The sequence below is a fragment of the Larkinella sp. VNQ87 genome (assembly GCF_049445795.1).
GTDB lineage: Bacteria > Bacteroidota > Bacteroidia > Cytophagales > Spirosomataceae > Larkinella.
This window is the reverse complement of record NZ_JBMSDT010000019.1, coordinates 44,717-66,722: the sequence shown is the minus strand read 5'-3', so window position 1 is coordinate 66,722 and position 22,006 is coordinate 44,717. Positions and strand designations below refer to the sequence as shown.

General features: G+C 53.4%; 13 protein-coding genes. 8 read left to right on the top strand and 5 right to left on the bottom strand.

Going from position 1 to position 22,006, the window contains the following annotated elements:
• Positions 1 to 48: 48 nt before the first annotated feature.
• From ACO2Q8_RS26685 to cobA, 4 genes are all read right to left on the bottom strand, one after another.
• A complete protein-coding gene (locus tag ACO2Q8_RS26685; protein ID WP_423347950.1) occupies positions 49 to 3,645 on the bottom strand; it encodes a molybdopterin-dependent oxidoreductase in 3,597 nt (1,198 codons plus the stop codon).
• Positions 3,646 to 3,771: 126 nt separating this feature from the next.
• Complete coding sequence (locus ACO2Q8_RS26680) at positions 3,772 to 5,067, bottom strand: NarK family nitrate/nitrite MFS transporter (protein ID WP_423347949.1); 1,296 nt, start codon at positions 5,065 to 5,067, stop codon at positions 3,772 to 3,774.
• A gap of 98 nt (positions 5,068 to 5,165) precedes the next feature.
• Entirely contained in the window at positions 5,166 to 6,686 is a 1,521-nt protein-coding gene (locus tag ACO2Q8_RS26675; protein WP_423347948.1) for an alginate export family protein, read from the bottom strand.
• Between the two features lie 363 nt (positions 6,687 to 7,049).
• A complete protein-coding gene (gene cobA, locus ACO2Q8_RS26670) occupies positions 7,050 to 7,808 on the bottom strand; it encodes a uroporphyrinogen-III C-methyltransferase (protein ID WP_423347947.1) in 759 nt (252 codons plus the stop codon).
• A gap of 278 nt (positions 7,809 to 8,086) precedes the next feature.
• Between cobA and nirB the strand changes: the two genes are divergently transcribed.
• From nirB to ACO2Q8_RS26650, 4 genes are all read left to right on the top strand, one after another.
• Positions 8,087 to 10,624, top strand: coding sequence for a nitrite reductase large subunit NirB (gene nirB / locus ACO2Q8_RS26665; protein WP_423347946.1), 2,538 nt, complete (start codon positions 8,087 to 8,089; stop codon positions 10,622 to 10,624).
• 131 nt (positions 10,625 to 10,755) lie between these two features.
• A complete protein-coding gene (gene nirD, locus ACO2Q8_RS26660) occupies positions 10,756 to 11,109 on the top strand; it encodes a nitrite reductase small subunit NirD (protein WP_423347945.1) in 354 nt (117 codons plus the stop codon).
• A 9-nt stretch (positions 11,110 to 11,118) separates the two neighbouring features.
• The gene (locus ACO2Q8_RS26655) at positions 11,119 to 12,579 is read left to right on the top strand and encodes an ATP-binding protein (RefSeq protein ID WP_423347944.1); all 1,461 of its coding nucleotides are present in this window, start codon (positions 11,119 to 11,121) and stop codon (positions 12,577 to 12,579) included.
• Positions 12,576 to 13,265: a response regulator gene (locus ACO2Q8_RS26650; RefSeq protein ID WP_423347943.1), complete on the top strand. Its 690-nt coding sequence runs from the start codon at positions 12,576 to 12,578 to the stop codon at positions 13,263 to 13,265. The genes ACO2Q8_RS26655 and ACO2Q8_RS26650 overlap by 4 nt, the downstream gene beginning before the upstream one ends.
• Before the next feature lie 9 nt (positions 13,266 to 13,274).
• Here ACO2Q8_RS26650 and ACO2Q8_RS26645 read toward each other — a convergent pair whose 3' ends face one another.
• The gene (locus ACO2Q8_RS26645; RefSeq protein ID WP_423347942.1) at positions 13,275 to 14,213 is read right to left on the bottom strand and encodes a sensor histidine kinase; all 939 of its coding nucleotides are present in this window, start codon (positions 14,211 to 14,213) and stop codon (positions 13,275 to 13,277) included.
• Positions 14,214 to 14,423: 210 nt separating this feature from the next.
• Between ACO2Q8_RS26645 and ACO2Q8_RS26640 the strand changes: the two genes are divergently transcribed.
• The 4 genes from ACO2Q8_RS26640 to ACO2Q8_RS26625 all read left to right on the top strand — a co-directional run bounded on the left by ACO2Q8_RS26640 (position 14,424) and on the right by ACO2Q8_RS26625 (position 21,737).
• Entirely contained in the window at positions 14,424 to 14,885 is a 462-nt protein-coding gene (locus ACO2Q8_RS26640; protein WP_423347941.1) for a sugar 3,4-ketoisomerase, read from the top strand.
• Positions 14,886 to 14,992: 107 nt separating this feature from the next.
• Positions 14,993 to 16,294 carry a hypothetical protein gene (locus tag ACO2Q8_RS26635; RefSeq protein WP_423347940.1) on the top strand — a complete coding sequence of 434 codons (1,302 nt, stop codon included), beginning with the start codon at positions 14,993 to 14,995 and terminating at the stop codon, positions 16,292 to 16,294.
• A gap of 474 nt (positions 16,295 to 16,768) precedes the next feature.
• Positions 16,769 to 20,131 carry a C25 family cysteine peptidase gene (locus ACO2Q8_RS26630; protein WP_423347939.1) on the top strand — a complete coding sequence of 1,121 codons (3,363 nt, stop codon included), beginning with the start codon at positions 16,769 to 16,771 and terminating at the stop codon, positions 20,129 to 20,131.
• A gap of 19 nt (positions 20,132 to 20,150) precedes the next feature.
• Positions 20,151 to 21,737, top strand: a complete 1,587-nt coding sequence (locus ACO2Q8_RS26625) for a capsule assembly Wzi family protein (protein ID WP_423347938.1) — start codon at positions 20,151 to 20,153, stop codon at positions 21,735 to 21,737.
• The last annotated feature ends 269 nt before the right edge of the window (positions 21,738 to 22,006 follow it).

Here is a 22,006-nt window from a genome sequence, read left to right as displayed (position 1 = left end):
GTTAAGAGTTGGCTCCGCCTGGTACCTAGCCGACGGCAAAGCCAACTCTTAACTCATAACTCTTAACTCATAATTCCTTTCAAGGATGCTGCGCACTTCGGGTCGGCAGGAGCCGCAGCCGGTTCCGGCGCCGGTTTTCTGGCAGAGTTGCTGGAAATCCGTGTAACCGGCGGCAATGGCCCGCTCCAGGTTGCCCTGGCCGACGCTGTTGCAGGAACACACCAGTTTGCCCGCCACCGGATCGACGGTTTTGCTGCTCCGCAGCAGTTGTAGCCGTTTTTCGGAGAGTTCCAACCCGCTGGCAATCAGTTCGCGGAACTCGGCAAACTCGTTTTTATCGCCGATCAGGATAGCCCCCACCAGCTTATCGCCGTGGACGATGCACTTTTTGTAATACCGTTTGGCCTTGTCGATGAAGACAATCTCTTCGTAAGCTGGATCATGGGCGGGTGCTTCCGCCAGCCCAATGCTGCACAGGTGCAGACCTTCCATTTTCAGAATACTGAGTAAAACGCTGCCCCGATACGGTTGGGAAATATCCCCGGCGATAAAGCGGGCGGCCACTTCGGCCTGTTGCTCGGCGGCCAGGGTTATGCCCCACATTTGGCCGTTCCACTGCGCCAGTTCCCCGGCGGCAAAAATGGCAGGATCGGACGTTTGCATATAGTCGTTGACCACCACGCCCCGGTTGCATTCCAGCCCGGCTTCGCGGGCCAGTTCGGTGTTCGGTTCGGTGCCGATGGCGATCACCACGACCTGACACGGTATTTTTTGCCCGGATTTCAGTTGAATGCCTTCGACGCGCTCAGTCCCCGCATACGTCTGCACTTCTTCGTTGAAGTACATCTCAATGCCCCGGTCTTTCAGTTCCAGGTATAGCAACTCGCTCGCCAGCGGATCGATCTGGCGTTCCATAAACCGCCCGGCCCGTTGAATAACGGTGACACGCACATTGATTTGACGCAGCGAAGCGGCCAGTTCGAGGCCCAGCAAACCGCCCCCGACGATGACCGCGTGCGGGTCGTCCTGTTTCAAAAACGGCAGCAGCGAATCAGCATCCAACCGCGACCGCATGTTGAAAATACCGGGCAGTTGCGGAACGCCTTTCGGCATGAACGCCCGGCTGCCGGTGCCGAGCAGCAGTTTGTCGTACCGGTGTTCGACGCCGTTGCTGTCGGTGACAACCCTGGCTTGCCGGTCGATGTGTACGATGCCGACGCCCTTATGCACCACGATCCGGTTTTCAGCAAATTGCTCCTCGCGCAGCTTGACGAGCTGTTCCCAGGATTGCGCCCCGCTGATGTAATCCGGCAGCAGCACCCGATTGTAAAAGGGATAAATTTCCTTCGAAAACACGTGAATTTCGTCTTCGTCCGTCGCCAAAGCCCGGTAAGCATTGATAAAACCCAGCCCCGCCGAACCGGCCCCGATGATGATAATCTTCTCCGCCGGTTTTCGGTACGGTACCACCTCCACCGCCGAAAACTTGAAATCCGGTTCCTTCGATCGCGGATCGATCAGCGCATTGGTCAGGTTGTTGGCCCGCACCTGGTTGTTATTCAGCATCTTCCCCCAGTGCATGGGCAGAAAGCACAAACCGGGCCGCACATCCTCGGTCAGTTGGGCTTTCACGCGGACGCTGCCCCGCCGGCCCTGTACCACCACCAGTTGCCCGTCGCGAATCCCGCGCGGAGCGGCATCCTGGGGATGAATTTGCAGGAACGGCTGCGGACTATGCTGCCCCAGCTTGGCCACTCGCCCGGTTTTGGTCATCGTGTGCCACTGATCGCGGATGCGGCCCGTGGTCAGCACCAGCGGGAAATCGTCGTCCGTCGGCTCCGACGCATTGCCATCCGGCACCGCGTGAATCTGCGCCCGCCCGTTTGCCGTATAAAACCGGTGATCGGTAAAAAGCCGCTTCGTGCCGGGTTCCGGTTTATGGTTTTCGGTATACGGTTCACGGTTTTCTGCCCCCGCAATCTTTCCTTCGGTATTCGGTATTCGGTATTCGATATTCGATATTTCTTTTTTAGAAAACGGCCACTGAATCGTCCGGTATTTTTGCAGCAGTTCGTAGCTCACGCCCGTCACGTCGACGTTCGTTCCGGCTGTGATGCGGGTATATTCCTGGTACACCTCGGACGGTTTTGTGTAGTTGAATGACTCGCCGAAGCCCATTTTTTGCGCAAACCGCCAGATGATTTCGGCATCGGGCAGGGCTTCGCCGGGTGCGTCGAGTACTTTCGGCAGGTAGGCAATCCGGCGCTCGGCGTTGGTCATGGTCCCTTCTTTTTCGAGCCAGGCGGCTGCGGGCAGCACCACGTCGGCCAACGCGACGGTATCGGCCCGGTTGGAAACGTCCTGCACGACCACAAACCGGGCGGTTTTCAGCGCTTTTTCCACGGCATTGGCGTCCGGCATACTCACCAGCGGATTCGTGTTGATAATCCAGATGGCTTTTAACTTGTCATCCGCTAGGGCCTCGAACATCTCCGTGGCCGTCAGCCCCGGTTTGTGGGCAATCTGCACGGGACTCTGCCAGAAAGCTTCCACTTCGGCGCGGTGGGCCGCATTGGTCACCTCGCGGTGCGCGGGCAGGATGTTCGCCAGACCGCCCACTTCCCGGCCACCCATCGCGTTCGGTTGGCCGGTCAGCGAAAACGGGCCGTTCCCCGGTTTTCCGATCCGGCCCGTAATCAGGTGCAAATTGATGAGGGACAGGTTCTTGTTGACGCCCACCACCGACTGATTCAGGCCCATTGTCCAGAGTGACAAAAAGCCTTTCGACCGCCCGATCCACGCAGCCGCCTGCCGAATCGCGGCCGGTTCGATGCCGCACAAGTCGGCGGCTTCTTCGATGGTTCGTTGCATGACCTGCTCGCGGTAGGCCGCAAAACCGTCCGTGTGGTCGAGAATAAAGTCCTGGTCGATCAAACCGTTTTCGATCAGCAAGCGGCCGATGGCGTTGTTGAGCACAATGTCGGTGCCGGGCCGGATGGGCAGGTGCAGGTCCGACGAGCGGGCGGTATCGGTCCGGCGCGGGTCCACGCAAATGATTTTGACGTGCGGGTTGGCTGCTTTGTGCGCTTCGATGCGTCGCCAGAGAATGGGATGGCACCAGGCCGGGTTCGCGCCCTGCACGTAAAAAACGTCGGCTTCTTCGATGTCGTCGTAACAAACCGGCACGGAATCCTCGCCCAGCGACAATTTATAACCCACCACTGCCGAACTCATGCACAGCCGTGAATTCGTGTCGATGTTGTTGGAGCCAATAAATCCCTTGATGAGCTTGTTGACCAGGTAATATTCTTCCGTCAAACACTGGCCCGACACGTAAAACGCCACCGAATCCGGACCATATTTCTGAATCAACGTCCGGAAAACAGCCGCTGTCCGCTCCAGGGCCGCATCCCAGCTCACCCGCTGCAACGGCATCGACCGGCCCAGCCGCATCTGCGGATACAGCAGCCGGTCCGACTGATCCATCACCGTATAATGGAGATTCATGCCCTTCGAGCACAACATCCCCCGGTTCGACGGGTGCTGCTGATCGCCCTCGACGGTCAGTCGCCCATTCGGCTCCTGCCGGACGACGATCCCGCAGCCTACCCCACAATAGCAACAAGTCGTTTGATGAACCAACATTTTAGTGATGAGTGATGAGTGATGAGTTAAGACGGGGCCGCCCGGCGGTTGCTCCGCGACTTGTGAATGCGCCAGCCAACCGCCGGGCGGCCCCGTCTTAACTCATCACTCTTAATTCTTAACTCCTTAAGCTGTTTGCAACTCGGTTTCGCGGGGCTGGACGACAGCGGTTTTGCTGAAATTGACCAGGAACAGCAGCAAACCGGTGGCGGCTACGATGCCGCCGATGTATAGAAACGCCTGGCCGTAGCTGATCGACTGCGACTTGAACAGGAAGCCCATCAGCATCCCGCCGATGTTACCGCCCGCGCCCACGACGCCGGAAATCACGCCGACGGCTTTGGGATTCACGAACGGGACGATGGCGTAGGTGCCGCCGTTGGCCATTTTCAGGAACAGCGCAAACGTGATCATCGAGAGGATCGCCAGCGGCAGGCTCCCGGCGTTGGCGAAGAGCATGATGCCCAGCCCTTCCAGCAGCAGCATTCCAGCCAGCAGCACGCCTTTGCCACGCATCCCGTACTTGCTGCCCACTTTATCGGCCACAATGCCACCGAGCGCTCGGGCGAAGATGTTCATGAAACCGAACAGCATGGCCCAGAAACCGGCTTCGGTTTCTTTCAGGTGGAAGTTGTCAAAGAAATACAGCGACGCCACCCCGTCGAACGTGATTTCCATGCCGAAGCAGCAACCGTAGGCCAGCGCCAGCGCCCACACCCGGATGTCGGCGCAGGCTTTCCAGAAACTTACCTTCTCGCCTTTCTCCGTCACGCGCTGACTGTCTTCGAAATTGCCGTTGGGTGTATCCTTTGTAAACCGGTAATAGATAAATGCCATGACGAGCATCATTACCCCCGGCACAATCATCGCCAGCCGCCAGGCTTCGGGTTTGGTGTAGCCAAAGCCGACGATGGTGGCCATGATGAGCGGCATGGCGAGCTGCGTGATGCCGCCCCCCAGGTTACCCCAGCCCCCGGCGACGGCGTTGGCCGTGCCTTTGATCTTGGGCGCAAACATCATCGAGGTGTGAAACTGCGTGATGACAAACGAGGCTCCAATGACGCCAATCGCCAGCCGGAACAGCAGGAACGTGGTGTAATCGTGGGCCAGGCCCACCAGCATCACCGGAAAGGCCCCAATGACCAGCAGCGCCGTGTAGGTTTTGCGCGGCCCCCAGGTATCGCAGAGTTTACCGACAAACAGCCGGGCAAAAATCGTGGCCGAGACGGCGGCAATGATCGTATTTCCGACTTCGGGTTTGGTCAGGCCCAGGTCGGCACGGATGGCGGGCATCAGCGGAGCCAGCCCGAACCAGCCGAAAAAGCAGACAAAAAAGGTGAGCCAGGTGATGTGGAACGTCCGCATCTGAATGCCTTTGAAGCTGAATACCGGCAGTGTTTCTAATGGTTTGTTCGTGTTCATATCTTTGAGTACCCACGGACTTTAGTCCGTGAGCGGTTTCGTGAGTTTGTATTAGCTATCTGGTCTGTACAATTCTCACGGACTAAAGTCCGTGGGTACTAGAAAACCGGGCGGATGTTGATCATCAGGTACGCCCAGGTCCCGAGTTTATCTTTCTGATTCATCGTGCTTTGCTTGGTGTATTCCAGCGTATTGGTGCCCTTCATCAGCGCGTAGCCCGCTTCCAGCGTCGTGAATTTGTTCAGGCTGTAGGCCGCGATGAAGTCGTACTCCATGCCCAGCTTGGCAGGCAAAACCGCTCCGGCGGATGCATCCGGCAGCTTGTTGTAGGTGGTGGCTGCCAGGGCAAAATAGTGCACGTCCAGGCCGGTGGTCAGGCGCTTTCCGGTGTATTTGAATTTCAGAAAACCGTCTTTCAAACCGCCCACGGGCGAGCCGGTCCCGACGTAGAAGTAATCCATGTAGCCCCAGTGTTTGTGCGGAGTGCCGTACAGCGGATCAAACCGCCCGGTTTCACCCGGTTTGGCCGTGGCCGCGTTAGTCCCCGACAGCACTTCGTAGCCGGGCGAAACGCTCAGGGGCCCTTTCTGAAACGTCACATTCGCGCCGTAGTGGTACGCCTTCCGGATGCGCAGGCCGTCGCGGTCTTTGCCGCTTTGCAGATACCCAAAAGCCTGCCACAGCACCTGGCCGGTTTTAATTCCCGAAACCGCTTGCTGGCCCGTGAGCATAGCCCCGTACGTCAGCCGGGAATTCACACCCGGAACGTCATAACGGCGACCATATACGTAACCCGTAGTAACACTACCCAGTGAGTCGATGCGGTATTTCGAAAAGTCATCTTTGAAAAGTAGGGCCGAGAATTTGGTGTTGTTAAACTTCCGGGTCAGGTACGCCATCTGGAACGCCTTGAACTGCTGGTTTTGCCCGTTCGTGCTGACGGCATTGGCGACCACCGGCGCCCCGCCTTTCCCGGTTGTGGGCAGAAAACCGCCCGGAATCGCCAGCGACACGTTTTTAGTCGAGAGGGCAGAAGTCGGTGCGTTGGCGGGCGTGTAACCCGTACCCACGACGCCAAACGCATCGGTATTCTGGTTGAAGCCAACGCCCAGGTCGAGCGCCCAGCCGTGGTGTTGCGCCTTCAGCAGAGCCGCATCGAACCGGCGGCCCTGCTGGAGCCAGTCGAGATTGCCCAGCAGCCGAACGTCATCATAGACCAGTTCCTGCCGCCCCAGCTTGAGCGATAAATTTTGAATCGGCTTGAATTTCAGCGTACTATCCGCGCTGTTGATCAGCACAAGTTCGGCCCAGGCTTCGTGGACCATCAGCCGGTTTCCGTCGGCGGCATTGATCGTTGACGCATCCTGGCCCCACACCCGCACGTCCTGCACGGCCACATTGAAGTTGATGCGGCTCCACTTGTACCCGACGGTCAGCCGCGTTCGCTGCGAGGTAAAAGCCGCCGGGCGGCTGCCGTAGGGCGTCAGGTTGCTGTAGCCGTCGCGCAGTTCGGTTCGCGTCCGGAGTTGGCCAACCAGCGAGACCTGCGCCGGAAGTTGGGTATAGAGAAGGGTCAGCAGAAGGCATAGCAAGCCAATCCGCCCGAAGTAAAATTTCATGGCATACGTGGGTTGAAAGAAAAATGAAAGCGGCCAGTGCAAAAAACTAGTGGGTACCCGTCAGGGCGACGAAGCTGGTAACCCCTTGAGAAGACAGCCCTTAGAAGCGCTCCGAAAATCCGTGCGGTGATCGGTTCCCGGCAGATGAGAAAGGCGGATTTGCTTTACGTCTTTTTTTTCATTTTCTTTGAACCGTTTGTGTTTTACATAGACGAACCCGTTAGCCGATCCACAGGTGCCCCCACACCGGATCGGCTTTTTTTGTAGTTTATGGTTTAGAGTTTATTGTTTATAGTTGGTGACCTATGCTAACGATTCTTGCGTCAGCCAACCATAAACTAAAAACCATAAACGCTAAACCGCTTACTCTGCCACCGCCAGGCCGCGCAGGCATTCCGCCAGGTACGACGGATGCAGCGTGACGACCTCGCCGATGACCAGCACAGCGGGCGCCCCCACGCCCTGCTCTGCCACCAACTGCGGCATTTTCCAAACCTGCCCCACCACGCACTGCTCGTTGATCCGGGTGCCGTTTTGCACCACGGCCATCGGCACATGACCCCGCCCGGCCTGCCCGTACAGCGCGCAGATTTCGGCCAGCTTGCTCATGCCCATCAAGACCACAACTGTCGCTTTTGATTGAACCGCTAGCCGCAGATCGTCGGACAGTTCGCCGTGGCGCGTCGTGCCGGTGATCACCCAGAAGCTTTCGCTCACCCCGCGCGCGGTCACCGGAATGCCCTGCGACGCCGGAACGGCAATGCAACTCGATACGCCCGGCACCACCTCGCACGCAATCCCGTACTGGCGGACGTGTTCGTATTCCTCGTACCCGCGTCCGAATACGTACGAATCGCCCCCTTTCAGCCGGACCACGTGCCCGTGTTCCTGCGCGAGCCGCACAATCAGGTCGTTGATTTCGGCCTGCGAAAACGACGCCCGGCCAGCCCGCTTGCCCACGTAGGTCTTCAGGGCGTGCTTCGGCGCAAAGTCCAGCAGGGAGTCGTTGGCCAGATCGTCGTACAAAACGACGTCGGCCTGTTGAAGCGCCCTGATCCCTTTTAAGGTGATCAATTCGCCGTCGCCGGGACCCGCCCCCACGAGTGTAAGCTTTGGCTTCATCGCTTTTGGAATTTAAGATGCCTTATAGTTAAAATGTACTATTAATAGTATTTGATAGCTATCAAATTATTGGCTCAAAATTAGGGATGAAATTTTGAAAAACAAGTGTTTTCAATAAAAATAGGATTAAAATTTATACATTACCAAATAAAAAAGTAGGAATTTGAAAAAAATCAGTTTAAATTTGAACCGTACTATTTTAGCGACAATTGGGGGATTTTACTAAAATAGTACAAAAAATAAACGGGTTTGTTTTATTACTATAGTTACTAATAACTATGAACACAAGCAAAACGCAACGGGTCGTTGTGATTGGCAACGGCATGGTCGGCTACAAATTCTGTGAGAAATTAGTAGCCAAACAAAAAAACGGTTCCCGGTTTTCGCTGACGGTTTTTGGGGAAGAACCGCGCGTGGCCTACGACCGGGTGCATTTGAGTGCTTATTTTGCGGGCAAAACCGCCGATGAACTCACGCTGGCCCCCGAAAGCTGGTACGCCGAAAACAACATCCGGCTCTTCCTGACCGATCCCGTGGTGGACATCGACCGCGAGCGCCGGGAAGTCCGTTCGCACCACGGCGTCGTAGTGCCGTATGACTATCTGATTCTGGCAACGGGTTCCGGGGCGTTCGTGCCGCCCGTGGCCGGGGTCGAAAAAGACGGGGTGTTCGTTTACCGCACCATCGAAGACCTGGACCTCATCCAGTCGTACGCGCGTCGGGCGCGTAAAGGGGCCGTGATGGGGGGCGGTTTGCTCGGTCTGGAAGCCGCCAAAGCCCTGTTGGATCTGGGGTTGGAAGAAGCCCACGTCATTGAATTTGCGCCCCGGTTGATGCCCCGCCAGATTGATGAGGCCGGTTCCGGAATGTTGCAACGGCAGCTCGAATCGCTGGGCCTGCGCATTCACCTTTCGAAAAACACGCAGCAGATTACCGGCGACGACACGATCCGGGGCATTCAGTTTGCTGACGGCAGCGCGCTGGAGGTCGATATGCTGATTATTTCGGCCGGGATTCGGCCCCGCGACGAACTAGCGAAAGCCGCCGGGCTGGACACCCACCCACGCGGGGGCATCGTGGTCGACAATTTCCTGCAAACTTCGGATCCGGCGGTTTTTGCTATTGGCGAGTGCGCCGTGGTTCACCACCTAATTTACGGGCTGGTCGCGCCGGGCTACGAGATGGCCGAGGTGGTGGCCTCACGGCTACTGGGCGAGGAGAAGGAATTTAAGCCGTACGACATGTCGACCAAGCTCAAGCTGATCGGCACCGACGTGGGCAGCTTCGGCGATCCGTTCGTGAGCGAACCGAACGGGCGAACGATTGTCTACGAAAACAAGGCCAAGGGCGTTTACAAACGCATCAACCTCGCGCCGGACGGCAAAACCCTGCTGGGCGGAATTCTGGTGGGCGATGCCGAGCAGTACAACATGCTGCTGCAAACCTGCAAGAACAAAACCGTATTGCCGCCCGACCCCGAAGACCTGATCTTAGGCTCGCGCGGGGGTGAAGAAGCGGGCGCCGGAGTAATGGGTCTGCCCGACGACGCGCTGATCTGTTCCTGCGAAGCGATCACGAAAGCCCAGCTCTGCCACGAAATCGGCGAAAACGGCCACACCAGCATCGACGCACTCAAGAAAAACACCAAAGCCTGCACGGGTTGCGGGGGTTGTACGCCGTTGGTCAAAGACTTGATTCAGGGGGTTCTGAAGCAGAAAGGGCACTACATCCGGAACGTCCTCTGCGAACACCTCGATTACACCCGTCAGGAAATACTTGATTTGATTAAAATAAACGGCCTGAAAACCTTCAACGACGTGCTTGATAAATTCGGCAAAGGCGACGGCTGCGAGGTGTGTAAACCGGCGGTGGCGTCGATTCTGGCGAGTTTGTGGAACGAAAACATTCTGGAACAGGGCCGGGCGACCATCCAGGACTCGAACGACCGGTTTTTAGCGAACATCCAGAAAGGCGGCACCTACTCGGTCGTACCGCGCATTCCGGGGGGAGAAATCACGCCCGACAAGCTGATCGTGATTGGTCAGGTGGCGAAAAAATACGGGCTGTACACCAAAATCACGGGCGGGCAGCGCATCGACCTTTTCGGCGCGCACGTGGGCGATTTGCCGCTGATCTGGGAAGAACTGATCGACGCCGGTTTTGAGAGCGGTCATGCGTACGGCAAATCATTGCGAACGGTCAAAAGCTGCGTGGGCAGCACCTGGTGCCGGTTTGGCGTCCAGGACTCGGTGTCGTTCGCTATTGAAGTCGAGGAGCGTTACAAGGGCGTTCGGTCTCCGCACAAAATCAAGTCGGGCGTGTCGGGTTGCATCCGCGAATGCGCCGAAGCCCAGAGCAAGGATTTCGGCATCATTGCCACCGAAAAAGGCTGGAACCTCTACGTGGGCGGCAACGGCGGCTCCAAACCGCAACACGCCCAACTGCTGGCGTCGGACCTCGACAAAGAAACCTGTATTCGCTACATCGACCGCTTCCTGATGTTTTACATCAAAACCGCCGATCCGCTGACCCGCACGGCCACCTGGCTCAACAAACTGGAAGGCGGGTTGACGTATTTGAAAGCCGTTGTGGTGGATGACGTACTGGGCATTGCCGACGACCTGGAGCGCGAAATGCAACTGCTGGTCGATACGTTCAAGTGCGAATGGAAAGAGGTGGTCGACAGTCCCGAACTCCGCAAGCGGTTTGCCCACTTCGTCAACGTCCCCGAGCAGAAAGACCCCACCGTAGCCTTTGAAACCATGCGCGGTCAAATACGGGCCAAAGAGTGGTCTACTAGTATCCACGGACTTTAGTCCGTGTGAGTTAGAATAATCAGACAGCTAAAATAAACTCACGAAACACGAATAACGTATGTGTGAGTTGATATAATCATCTGGATTGAAACACTTTAAAAACACGGACTTCAGTCCGTGGGTACTCTACAATGGAAGCTTTAGTTGCTGAAAAAGAAGAAATGACCTGGCACGCAGCCTGCCGGGTCAAGGATGTTCCGGAAGATGGCGGAGCGTGTGTGCTGCTCAACGGCCACCAGATTGCCATTTACAACTTTGCCCGCCGGGGCGAGTGGTACGCCACCGACAACGAATGCCCGCACCGCCGGCAGATGGCCCTCTCGCGGGGGATGATCGGGAGCCAAGGCGACGAGCCGAAGGTGGCCTGCCCGTTCCACAAGAAGACCTTTTCGCTCCGGAGCGGCCAGTGCCTGAACGACGACGGCTACCAAATTGCGACGTTCCCGGTCAGAATAACCGACGGAATCGTTTATATTGGGGTTTAATCCCGTAGCATGAGTCAACTCGATCAGCAAGTTGCCCGGCGGTTAACCCGGTTTTATGTGCTGGCGCTCACGGTCATCGCCGTGCTGTCGCTGAGTGGCCTGCTGTTCATTCGGCGCACCTTGAGCGATCATTATGACGATAGCCGGGTGGTAAACGTGGCCGGGCGGCAACGGATGCTGAGTCAGCGGCTGACCAAACTGGCGCTGCTCCGGACAACCGGCCTACCGACGGCCGATACGGCTTCGTTTGCGGCCTTGCTCGACACCTGGAGCCAGAGCCAGATTCAGCTTCGGAATGGCTTGCTGCGCATGGAAAAACAGTATGCCGTTCGGAAAAGCCGACAGATCGACCGCATGTTTAGCCAGTTGGAGCCGGTTTTTCAGTCGATGTACCGGAGCTTGGTGCAAATCAATGACGCGCGGGCGACGCCGGAACAACGACAAGCCGCCTTACAAACGGTTTTACGGGCCGAGCCGCTGTTTCTGGAGCAGATGAACGCCATCGTGTTTCAGTTCGACTACGAAAGTATTGAGCGAATTGAATCACTCGAGCAAATCGAATGGGCACTGACGCTGGCGACGCTGCTGACGCTGCTGATCGAAGGGCTGCTGATTTTTCGGCCGGTGGTCAATCACACCAAAGAGGTCATTCGCAAACTGACGGAATCCGACGAAGCCCTGCGGGCTGCCAACGAAAATCTGGCCGTTGCCAATGCCAGTCTGGAAAATACCAACCGGCAGTTGGTGATTACGCAGCGGGAGCTGTTGTGGGCGACCGAAGAAAAATACCAGTTGCAAATGACCGAAGAAACCGTGCGTTCGGCGGCTTTGCTCGAAGGGCAGGAAGAAGAACGACGCCGGTTTGCCCGTGAACTGCACGATGGAATTGGCCAGATGCTGACCGGTTTGAAACTTCACGCCGAGAAGTTAAAAGTCGTTCCGTTTCCGGAACCGAAACACCGCCAGCGGTTTGAGGAACTTTGCGAACTGATTTACGACGTGATCCAGACCACGCGTCAGACCTCACATAACCTGATGCCGTCGGTGCTGAGCGACTTTGGGCTGGTGGCGGCTTTGCAATTTTTAGCCGAGCAAACCGCCCGTTCGTCCGGGCTGGCGGTTATCTTTGACGGAGAGCCGGACGAAAGAAGGCTTAGCCCTGCCATCGAAATTGGGCTGTACCGCATTGCGCAGGAAGCCCTGAACAATGCCGTCAAACACGCCGAAGCCGGGCAGATCCGGCTTCGATGGCAGCGGAAGAACGGTAAAATTAAGCTGACAATCGACGACGATGGCAAAGGATTTCAGGTCAAGGCTGTTACCCGAGCCGACCGGGGCATACCAACCATTAATGGATTGGAAAATATGCATACCCGGGCCCGTTTGTTGAACGGCGAACTGAAGATTACGTCAAAACCGAAGAAAGGAACGAACGTTACGGTCCTTTTACCAGACCCACATTCTGCATGACACCGATCCGAATTCTGGTGGCCGACGACCACTCGGTGGTCCGCAAAGGCGTCCGTTTGTTGCTGGAGGATGAAACCGATATCGAGATCGTCGGCGAAGCACCCGATGGCGACGAAGTCATTGACCTCATTCCGGTTGTTAAACCGGACGTACTGTTTCTCGACATCACCATGCCCCGCATGTCGGGTATTGAAGCCCTGCAAATCATCACGCAGCAGTACCCGAAAATCCGGATTCTGATGTTCAGCATGCACAACAACAAGGACTATATTCTGAAGTCGGTGCAATACGGAGCCGCCGGTTATTTGTCCAAAGACACCGACCGCGAAGAAATCCTACGGGCGATCCGGGCGGTGGTTAGTGGCGAATTTTATTATCCGCCCAGTGCATCCTCGGTCATTATCCGGCATCTGGTGCAGCCTGGTACGTCGATGCCCAAAGAAGAAATAGACTACACGCCCCGCAAAAGCTCCTCGATCTGGAACAAGGTCACCTCGCGCGAAGCCCAGATTCTGACCTGCCTGACCGAAGGCATGAGCAGCCAGGAAATCGCCAAACGGTTCGATATCAGCGCCAATACCGTTGCCAATCAGCGCGCCAGCATTCTCCGTAAAGCGGGCGTAAAAAATACCGTCGAACTCATCCGCCTGGCGCTGGACGAAAAACCACGCGGAGCGACCAGTTAAAAGCCGGTTTTAGTAAGTCGGTAACGTCAATATGACCCGTAACCCGCCCCTTTCAGGCGATTCGTACACAATGGTTCCGTTGAGCAACCGCGTAAAATCCCGAATGATCTTGTGGCCAAATTGGGTGTTTAAATCCGGTATTGGCGTCGACGTGTTAAAATAGTGATTGATGGCCTGCAACAACGCGGGAGAGACGCCAACGCCCGTATCCGAAACTGTAATCACCACCTTTTGATAAGCCTGCCGGGCCTCGGCGCGAATCACCCCCTCGTCGGTATTTTTGTTGGCGTTATCCAGCAGATTGCGCAGAAGGATTTTTAGCAGTAACCTGTCGGTTTCAACCTTCAAATGCGAAGGAATATCCAGTTCAAACCGATTTTGATGCTGAAGAATATTACCTCCGTAGAAAACGTCCAGCTCTGCAATAATATCAGACAAAAAAAATTCCTCCTTACGAACACGATACGCCTTATTCTGGGTAGCAATCCACTGCATCATTTCTTCCGTCAGGAAATGAATCTGCTGGGTCGAATGATTAATTTCAGCAATCAGGCCGTCCAGTTCGGCGTGCGAGTCGCGTTTCCAGTTTCGAAACAGGTAAGCGGTATTTTTGTATAAATAGCGCAAGGGCGAACGCAAATCGTGAATCAGGATGGAAATAAACCGATCTTTTTCAGTCATGGATAGATCCAGGCTCTCCTGAGATATTTTCAGCTGATCGTTGCGCAACTGCAATTCAGAAATCAGTTGTTGCTGCTGTAAAATACGGGCCTCGATCTCATCATTTACTTTAAGATGTTGCCGTTGCAAAAGCCGGTAACGAAGGCTAAAAATGACCCCTGCAACAGCCGCAAAAAACGCAGCCAAAAACAGAGACGACCAGACTGGATGAGCCAAAGGGAAACCCATCCAGGGGGAGGTGTACGTGTACAGGGAAACAGTAACCATACAATCGCGGATAACCGGAAAATCGCTTCAAACTTAGGAATCCAGCCGGTCGGTCTTTGTAGAAAAACGTGTATTTTATGTACATTCTTCGTCGTCTTTCTTCCCAAAAATCTGCGTCTGGCACACGTCTGGCGATTCTTCAGCGGGTTTAAATGGATATTTTTCTACATAATAAATTCAACTTGATTCTTTGCTTTGTGATCAAGCGAGATGATTCGGGCATCAACTGTTGGCAACCCGTCGGCGACAGGAAAGAACGTCCGGGCCCTGAAGATGGCAAGGTTATACACGATCCGATCAACCACCAACCTGATTCCGGAATTGGAAGCAGCTACAGGCTTGACGTTTCAGCGGTCGTACCTGATTTACAACGTCCCCGCCGAGGCCCGGCGGGGGAACCACCGGCATCGGAAAAACCATAGTATCTTATTGTGTCTGGCCGGTTCAGTCACGGTGTTTGTTCAGTCGGCCCAGCAGGATTCCGTCTATGAGTTGAGTGCCGGAGGCCAGGCGTTGCATCTCTTTCCGCCGGACTGGCGGATGCTGTATAATTTCTCGCCAGGCTGTGTGCTTCTGGCGTTGGCGAGTCATTATTATTCATCGTTTGATTATGTTACCAAACCCTACCGGTCGACGGCCCTGGAAATTACTGAGAGTATTGAAATTAAATGAAATGTGGTTGTCTATTTCCCTATATGTTTTTATATAATACTAAAGGTATGTTTACTCAATTTAATAAGCTTACGGAGGCCTAATAAATGTACCTAAAAGTAAACCACATGAGTACCGAAAAATACTTCGCAATTTTGAGCACAATAGCGTTGGTATTATTATTATTACTTATTCTTATTAGCCCGGATAGTTTTGTCTATGATGAAATTTTCTTTTATCAGAACATACTATTATTAGAGAAGTATGGATTATCTGCTAAGTTTTTGCAAGAAATGGAATCCCAAGCTCCTGGACCTCTTTATCAAATTCTTCATTTTCTAACCTCAAGGTACGATGAATATAGTCCACTTACTATGCGCATTATTAACCTTTCATTTTCTTTGTTTATCATTGCATCTACTGCAAAAATTATTAATATTTTAACATTTGAAATATCATCTAGAAATTATTATTTTTATTTTTTAATTACGTTTTGCCTATTTTTTTCAATACCTAATTTTTGGACAATAAGTGTTTTAGCCTTAACGGAAGCGCCGTCGCTTATGATGGCTTTAGTAGGCGCTGTATTGTTTACTTATTTATGTGTAATAAAATCAAAATGCTCAATTAACTACCTGTATTTTAGCCTCTCGGTATTATTTTTCGCTTTTAGTTTGTATGGAAGAATAACTTTAATTACCATTCCAGTTGGTTTAGTTACAGGAAATATTATTCTTGAAACTTATAAGCAAAAAAGATTAACATTAAATAGAAGTCACATAGCATTAGTTCTAGCTTTAGCACTTTCTCTCGCCCCTCTTGTTTACGTATGGAAAGGAGTTGTCCCTCCTAAAAATATAAAAATTAAAGCTGATACGTTAGATATCGAACTCATATCACATGGCTTTTCTTACTTTATGGCTTATTATATAATATTAAAATTTATTAGCTCCAAAACGCAAATTTATCGAATAAGTCGTAATACTATATTATTATATATATTAATATATATTTCCGTTTTATCTTTTAACTATTTCTTTCTAAAACTAAAAGTCAAATTTTCCCTGTCATTAATTGTTTCATTATTAGGTAAAGGCTATAGTTACACTGTTTTATTATTTATTGGTGGCAACTGTTTATTTATCTCTATAATTTTCATTAGGCACATACTCCAACAGCTTTATAGTTCACTTAAAAATAATGCACAACAATTTTTGTGGCTTTGGACTGCTTGTTTATCAATCACACCAATAATAGCAATATCTCAAGTAAGCTCGAGATATATTGTACTAAGCATCCCATCTTTAGTAATCTACTTCTTTATAAAGAACCATGATTATATCACAAGCAATAAATTAAAATACTATAAATATTTGTCATTTTCATTCTATTTATATTTGGTTTCTTTACAGCAAAATCATATTTATTAGCTAAATAATAGAATTTTATTTAACAAAACATCAAAACTAGAGATTTAATAGCTATATTTCAAACTAAATAAAAATAGAAATAATGGATCCAGAAAGGAATTTTTGAAATCAATCCGAAGCCGTTTTAAGTAAACCATTTTATCCTGATTGGAGAAAAATGTGATATGGGACGTTTTTTTTCGACTATACTACTATTGAAGGATCACAAACGAATTATACAAAAAAAACGACCACCAATGCAGATGTATAGCTCATTTGAATCAAAATAACCAGATAATATATCTTAAACTCTTCTTAGTGAATATTTCAGATTCATTGCAGGTTAACTCATAAGCAATCTATTGACTAATTATACTCGACAGGCTGACAAAGAAACGAAGTCAATATTCTAAGTTTCAATATAAATATTTTACTAATCTCTTGTTTTTTGCCTGCGTAAACAAAAATTGTTATTCTAAATTACCCGACTCTTTTATGAGGAAACAAGTTCTTGTTTTACTCTTGTTAATAAGCAGTTTCTGTACCAAGGCCCAGAATATCCGTTTTGGGAATGAATGGATTACCTATGACCAAACCTATTACCGGATTCCGGTAACGGAACGGGCGGTTTATCGGCTGACGACGAGTGATTTGCAAAAAGCCGGTGTTCCGGTTTCGTCCATCGATCCCACCACGCTCCAGCTTTTCCGACGGGGCATCGAACAGGCCATTTGGGTAGCCGGAGAACAGGATAAAAAGCTTGATGCGCCCGATTACCTCGAATTTGTGGGTGAAGGCAACGACGGATTGCAGGATACGCTGCTCTACCGGCCCATGAGCGCCCAGCCCCATCCGTACTATAGTATGTACTCGGACACGGCGGCTTACTTCCTGACCTGGCGGACCGACGGCAAGCCCGGCAAGCGGGTCGCGCTGGTACAGGAAACCAATACCGCCGGACTCCAGCCCGAAACCTACCACCTGGCCGAACACCTGCTGGTACTGAAGGATGAAATGTCGACCAACCCGTCGACCGGCCCGACGCCTTTTGTGACCCAATACGAAGTCTTTTTTGAAGCCGGTGAGGGCTGGACCGGCCCCATGCAGCCGAAAAATAAACCGTTTACCCAGACCCTTAAATTACCCGGCTGGTTCAGGCGGGCACCCGAAAAACCCGAACTGGACGTGTTGCTAAACGGGCGGGACAATTTCTCGCACGAAGTCGATCTGCTGGTCGGCCCAGGCAACCGCCTGCTCAACACGCTCCGGTTCAACACCTTCCAGACTGCCCGGTTTGCCACAACCCTCGAAGCCAGCGACCTGACCACTACCGGCGAGGGGCAAGCCGCCGAACTGGCCCTCACCACGCTTTCGCACGGTCCGTCCGAATTCGACCGGTATTCGGTCAGCACGGTTCGGGTTCGGTTTCCACAAACGATTAGTGTCAAAAACGGACCGCAGCAACTGCTCCGGCTGCTGCCCCGAACCGGCGGCCGTTCGCTGCTCGAAATCCCGAATGCGCCGACAAGCACCGTCATTTACGACATCACAGATGCCGGAGCGGCCCGGCGACTGAGCGGTACCTGGGAAGGCACCTTGCTCCGGCTGGTGGTTCCGAACACCGCTACCGGGCGTCGGCTCTGGGTCAGCACGGATGTGGTTACACCAGCCCGGTTGGAACGGGTTGTTTTTCGGAAATTCGATCCAGCCAGAGCTAATTACCTGATCGTCAGCCACGAGACCCTCATGAAACCGACGGGACAGGTGGCCGATCCGGTTCGCGCGTTTGCTGCTTACCGGGCATCGGCAGCGGGCGGGCGCTACGACACGCTGGTGGTTACGATGAAAGCCCTGTTCAATCAGTTTAGTTTTGGCGAACGAACTCCGCTGGCCATCCGGCGCTTTGCCGATTACATGCTCACGGGCGGTTCCGACAAGTTTCTATTTCTGCTGGGCCGTTCGTCGGTGTATTTTCCGTTTCGGAAGAACGCCAACCAGTATTACCTCGACCTGGTGCCGACGGTTGGCCAGGTTCCCGGTTCGGATGTGCTGCTAACGGCCGGGCTGGCCGGTTTTCCCGAAAATGTACCAGCCCTGCCCACCGGCCGCTTAAACGTGCTAAATCCCTTCGAAGTGGGAAACTACCTAACGAAAGTGCAGGAATTTGAAAGCAGTGCAGCCAATGTTCCCTGGCGAAAAGAGATTTTGCACCTGACCGGTGGACGCTCCGAGTTTGAACAAACCGCGTTCCGGAGCATTCTGGACGAAGCCAAAGGACTGGTGCAACGCCAATACCTCGGTTCGGCGGTCACAACCCAATCGAAGAAAACCGACGAGCCGGTCGAGCGCATCGACATCAGCCGCGCGGTCAACGACGGCGTTTCGATGATCTCGTTTTTCGGCCACTCCTCCCCCACCTCCACCGACCTCGACATTGGGTATGCCTCCGACCCGGTTTTCGGGTACCGTAACAAAGGAAGGTATCCGCTTATGTTTTTCAACGGCTGCGGGGTAGGCAACATCTTCTACGGCGGCACGGTTTTGAGCACCAACTGGGTGCTGTCGCCCGATAAAGGGGCCATTGCGGTGTTGGCGCATTGTTTTTCGGGCTACACGGGGCCATTGAACACCTTCACGATTCAGTTCTACAAAACGCTTTTTACGGACAGCACGTATTTTACCAAACCGATTGGCATCATTCATCAGGAAACGACCCGACGCGTGCTGGCCACAACGCAGGACGGTTTCCAGATTTCCAACGCGCACCAGATGGTGTTGCAGGGCGATCCGGCTCTCCGGATTTTTCCATTGCCCAAAGCCGACTTTCAGATTCAATCGTCCGGCATTTCGCGGCTCGACGATGCCGCCGATTCGGTTCGGCTGCGGGTGGTGGTGATCAACGCCGGACGATACGACCAACGCGAGCGGCTGAATCTGACCATCCGGAAACGGCTCGCCGATGGACAAATTCGTTCCTACGGTACAGTCATGCGCCCGGCTGTCGCCTACCGCGATACCATTATCTACCGCTTCCGGCCCGAGCTGGACGCCAACGGTCCGACACGGTATGAACTGGTTCTCGATGCCGACAATCAGGTGGCCGAACTGGACGAAACCAACAATCTGCTGGTGTTTACCATCGCACCGAATGCCGACAAGTTTACGGTCGTGCTGCCCGATTCCAGCCAGCGATTGCCGCCCGATCACCTGAACCCCTTGCTGGATGTGACTTTCGATGGAGTGCGGATTCCCGATGGGGCCGTAGTTTCGCCCAATCCGACGATTCAGATTACCGTGCTGGACGAAGATTTGTACCGCATTAGGCAGGATACGCTGGGGCTTGACCTGCTGCTCCGAAAACCGTGTGAATCCTGCCGTTTTGAACGAATCGCACTGAGTAGTCCGGATGTTAACTGGACCCCGGCTGGGCCCAATAACCGGTTCACGTTGAACTATTTACCCAAAAACCTGGCGGATGGCGTTTACACGCTGCGGGTACAGGCAACGGATGTCAGCGGCAACAAAGCCGGAGTTGTTCCGTACGAGATCCGTTTTCGGGTGCGGAACGAAGCCAATTTATCGGCCGTGTTACCGACGCCTAATCCTTTCCGGACCGACACCCGTTTTCGGTTTACCATAAGCGGGAAAGAGGCTCCCGGAACCGGACAGTTGATCATTCGAAACCTCAACGGACAGGTGGTCCGAACACTCCGGCAAGCGCTCCGGCTGGGCGAGAACGGGCTGTATTGGGACGGAACCGATCAGGGGGGCATAACACTTCCCAATGGGCTTTATGTATTCCGGCTGACCCTGGGAGACGGACGCCAGTTCGACGGGCGGGTGGTATTGAACCGCTAAAAGAGGACTAAAAAAGGGCATGATGCACTTCCTGCAACGATATGGCCGCTTCCTGATGCCGACTTTCATCGGCTTGGCCATGACGATTGCACCCGCTCAGGCCCAAATGTCAGCGACGGACCTTACGATTCCGAATCTTGGAAAAAAAGAGTTTCGAATCATTACCGAAACCGCCTTTTCGGCTAGTACTGCCAGCCAAACGCCGTTTTGGCTACGCACCAATCAATACGGCATGGTGCCGACCGCTTCGCCATTTGCCAGTTTACGGGGTAGTTTAACCGCTGATTATGTGTACGATAAAAGTAAACCGGCCCATCTGATCCAGGGAAAACGTCGGTTGATTGGCTGGGGTTACGGGCTGGATGTGGTCGGAAACGTCGGCCGGAAGTCGGCAGTGTTGGTACCGGAGTTGTACGCAAAAGGGCATCTATGGGGCCTCGAACTGCTGGTGGGTCGTCGCCGGGAGGTGGTCGGGCTGGCCGATTCGACCCTGGGAACCGGCCCCCTGGTCTGGTCGGGGAACGCCCTCCCCCTGCCCAAAATTCAGCTATCCCTGCCCGATTACACGCCCATCAGCTTTACAAAAGGCGTTCTTTCGTTTCGGGGTTTATACGCCCACGGCTGGTTCGACAACCGGAGTGCCGTCACGCATTCGTACCTGCACCAGAAGGCCTTGTATGGCCGAATAGGCAAGACAAGCTGGCCGGTGCGGTTTTATGGAGGCTTCAATCACCAGGTCCAGTGGGCGGGGCGGAGTGAGGTCATTACCAATGAAAACCAGATCAAAAACGGACGGTTTCCGAGCGGTTTTGACAATTACCTGAACGCGGTTTTCGGTACGTCGCTGGCGGCCCAAGGCGACAACATCGACACGACTGAATTCAGCAAAGCTGACCGGGGCAACCGCGTCGGCAACCACCTGGGTAGTGTCGATATTGGCCTGGAAGTCAAGGCCAAACAATTTTCGTTGCTGCTGTACCGGCAGAGCATTTTCGAAGACGGTTCGTTGTTTTACCTGACCAACATTGCCGACGGCCTAAACGGAATACGGTTCCAAAACCGGCGTCCGGCTACGCACGGGTTACACGTTCAGACGGTAGTAGCCGAGTTTCTGTACACCCTGAGCCAGGGCGGGGCGGCTTTCACCGAGAACGAGAAATTCAGGGGCAACGACAATTACTTCAATCATACGCAATACATCGATGGCTGGTCGTATCAGGGACAAACCCTCGGCACCCCGTTTATCTCGCCCGCCCGATTGTCGCGAACGGATCTTCCCCGCCCCCAAACGGCAACATTCCCGTCTTTTAGCAATAACAACCGCGTGAAGGTTTTCCATGTGGGTCTGGCGGGAAGCCTGCACGAACGGTATATCTTCCAGGTGAAAACCTCTTTGAGCCAGAACCTGGGCACCTACGCCCTACCGTTTCCGTCCGGCACCTGGCAGTTTTCCACCCTTCTACTGGTCGCCCGGCCGGTTTCCTGGTGGGGCAGCATGCAGGCCAGCGTTGCTCTGGCCCACGATCAGGGAAACCTTTATCCGAACAACACCGGTTTTCGGGTCAGTTTGCGAAAAAACTGGGACGTTACCCGCCCTGACAGATAATACATCCTGCCTGTCCGTTCATCAAAAGCCTGAACGCCATTGTTTTCCAAAAACAAACTATCATAAACTTTAAATATATTTTTTCGAGCATTGGTGACTTTGAGAAAATGCCTACGTCTTACAGTTGTCGGTGAACTGGAAAACACCGTCATCATACACGTTTCCGCGTTACAGCCCCGGCACTTTGTGTCGGGGTTTGTTTTTGGGATCAAAATGGGATGATTAACTACAATCAATCCCATCTCCACCTAGTTTCTTGCATCCAATTG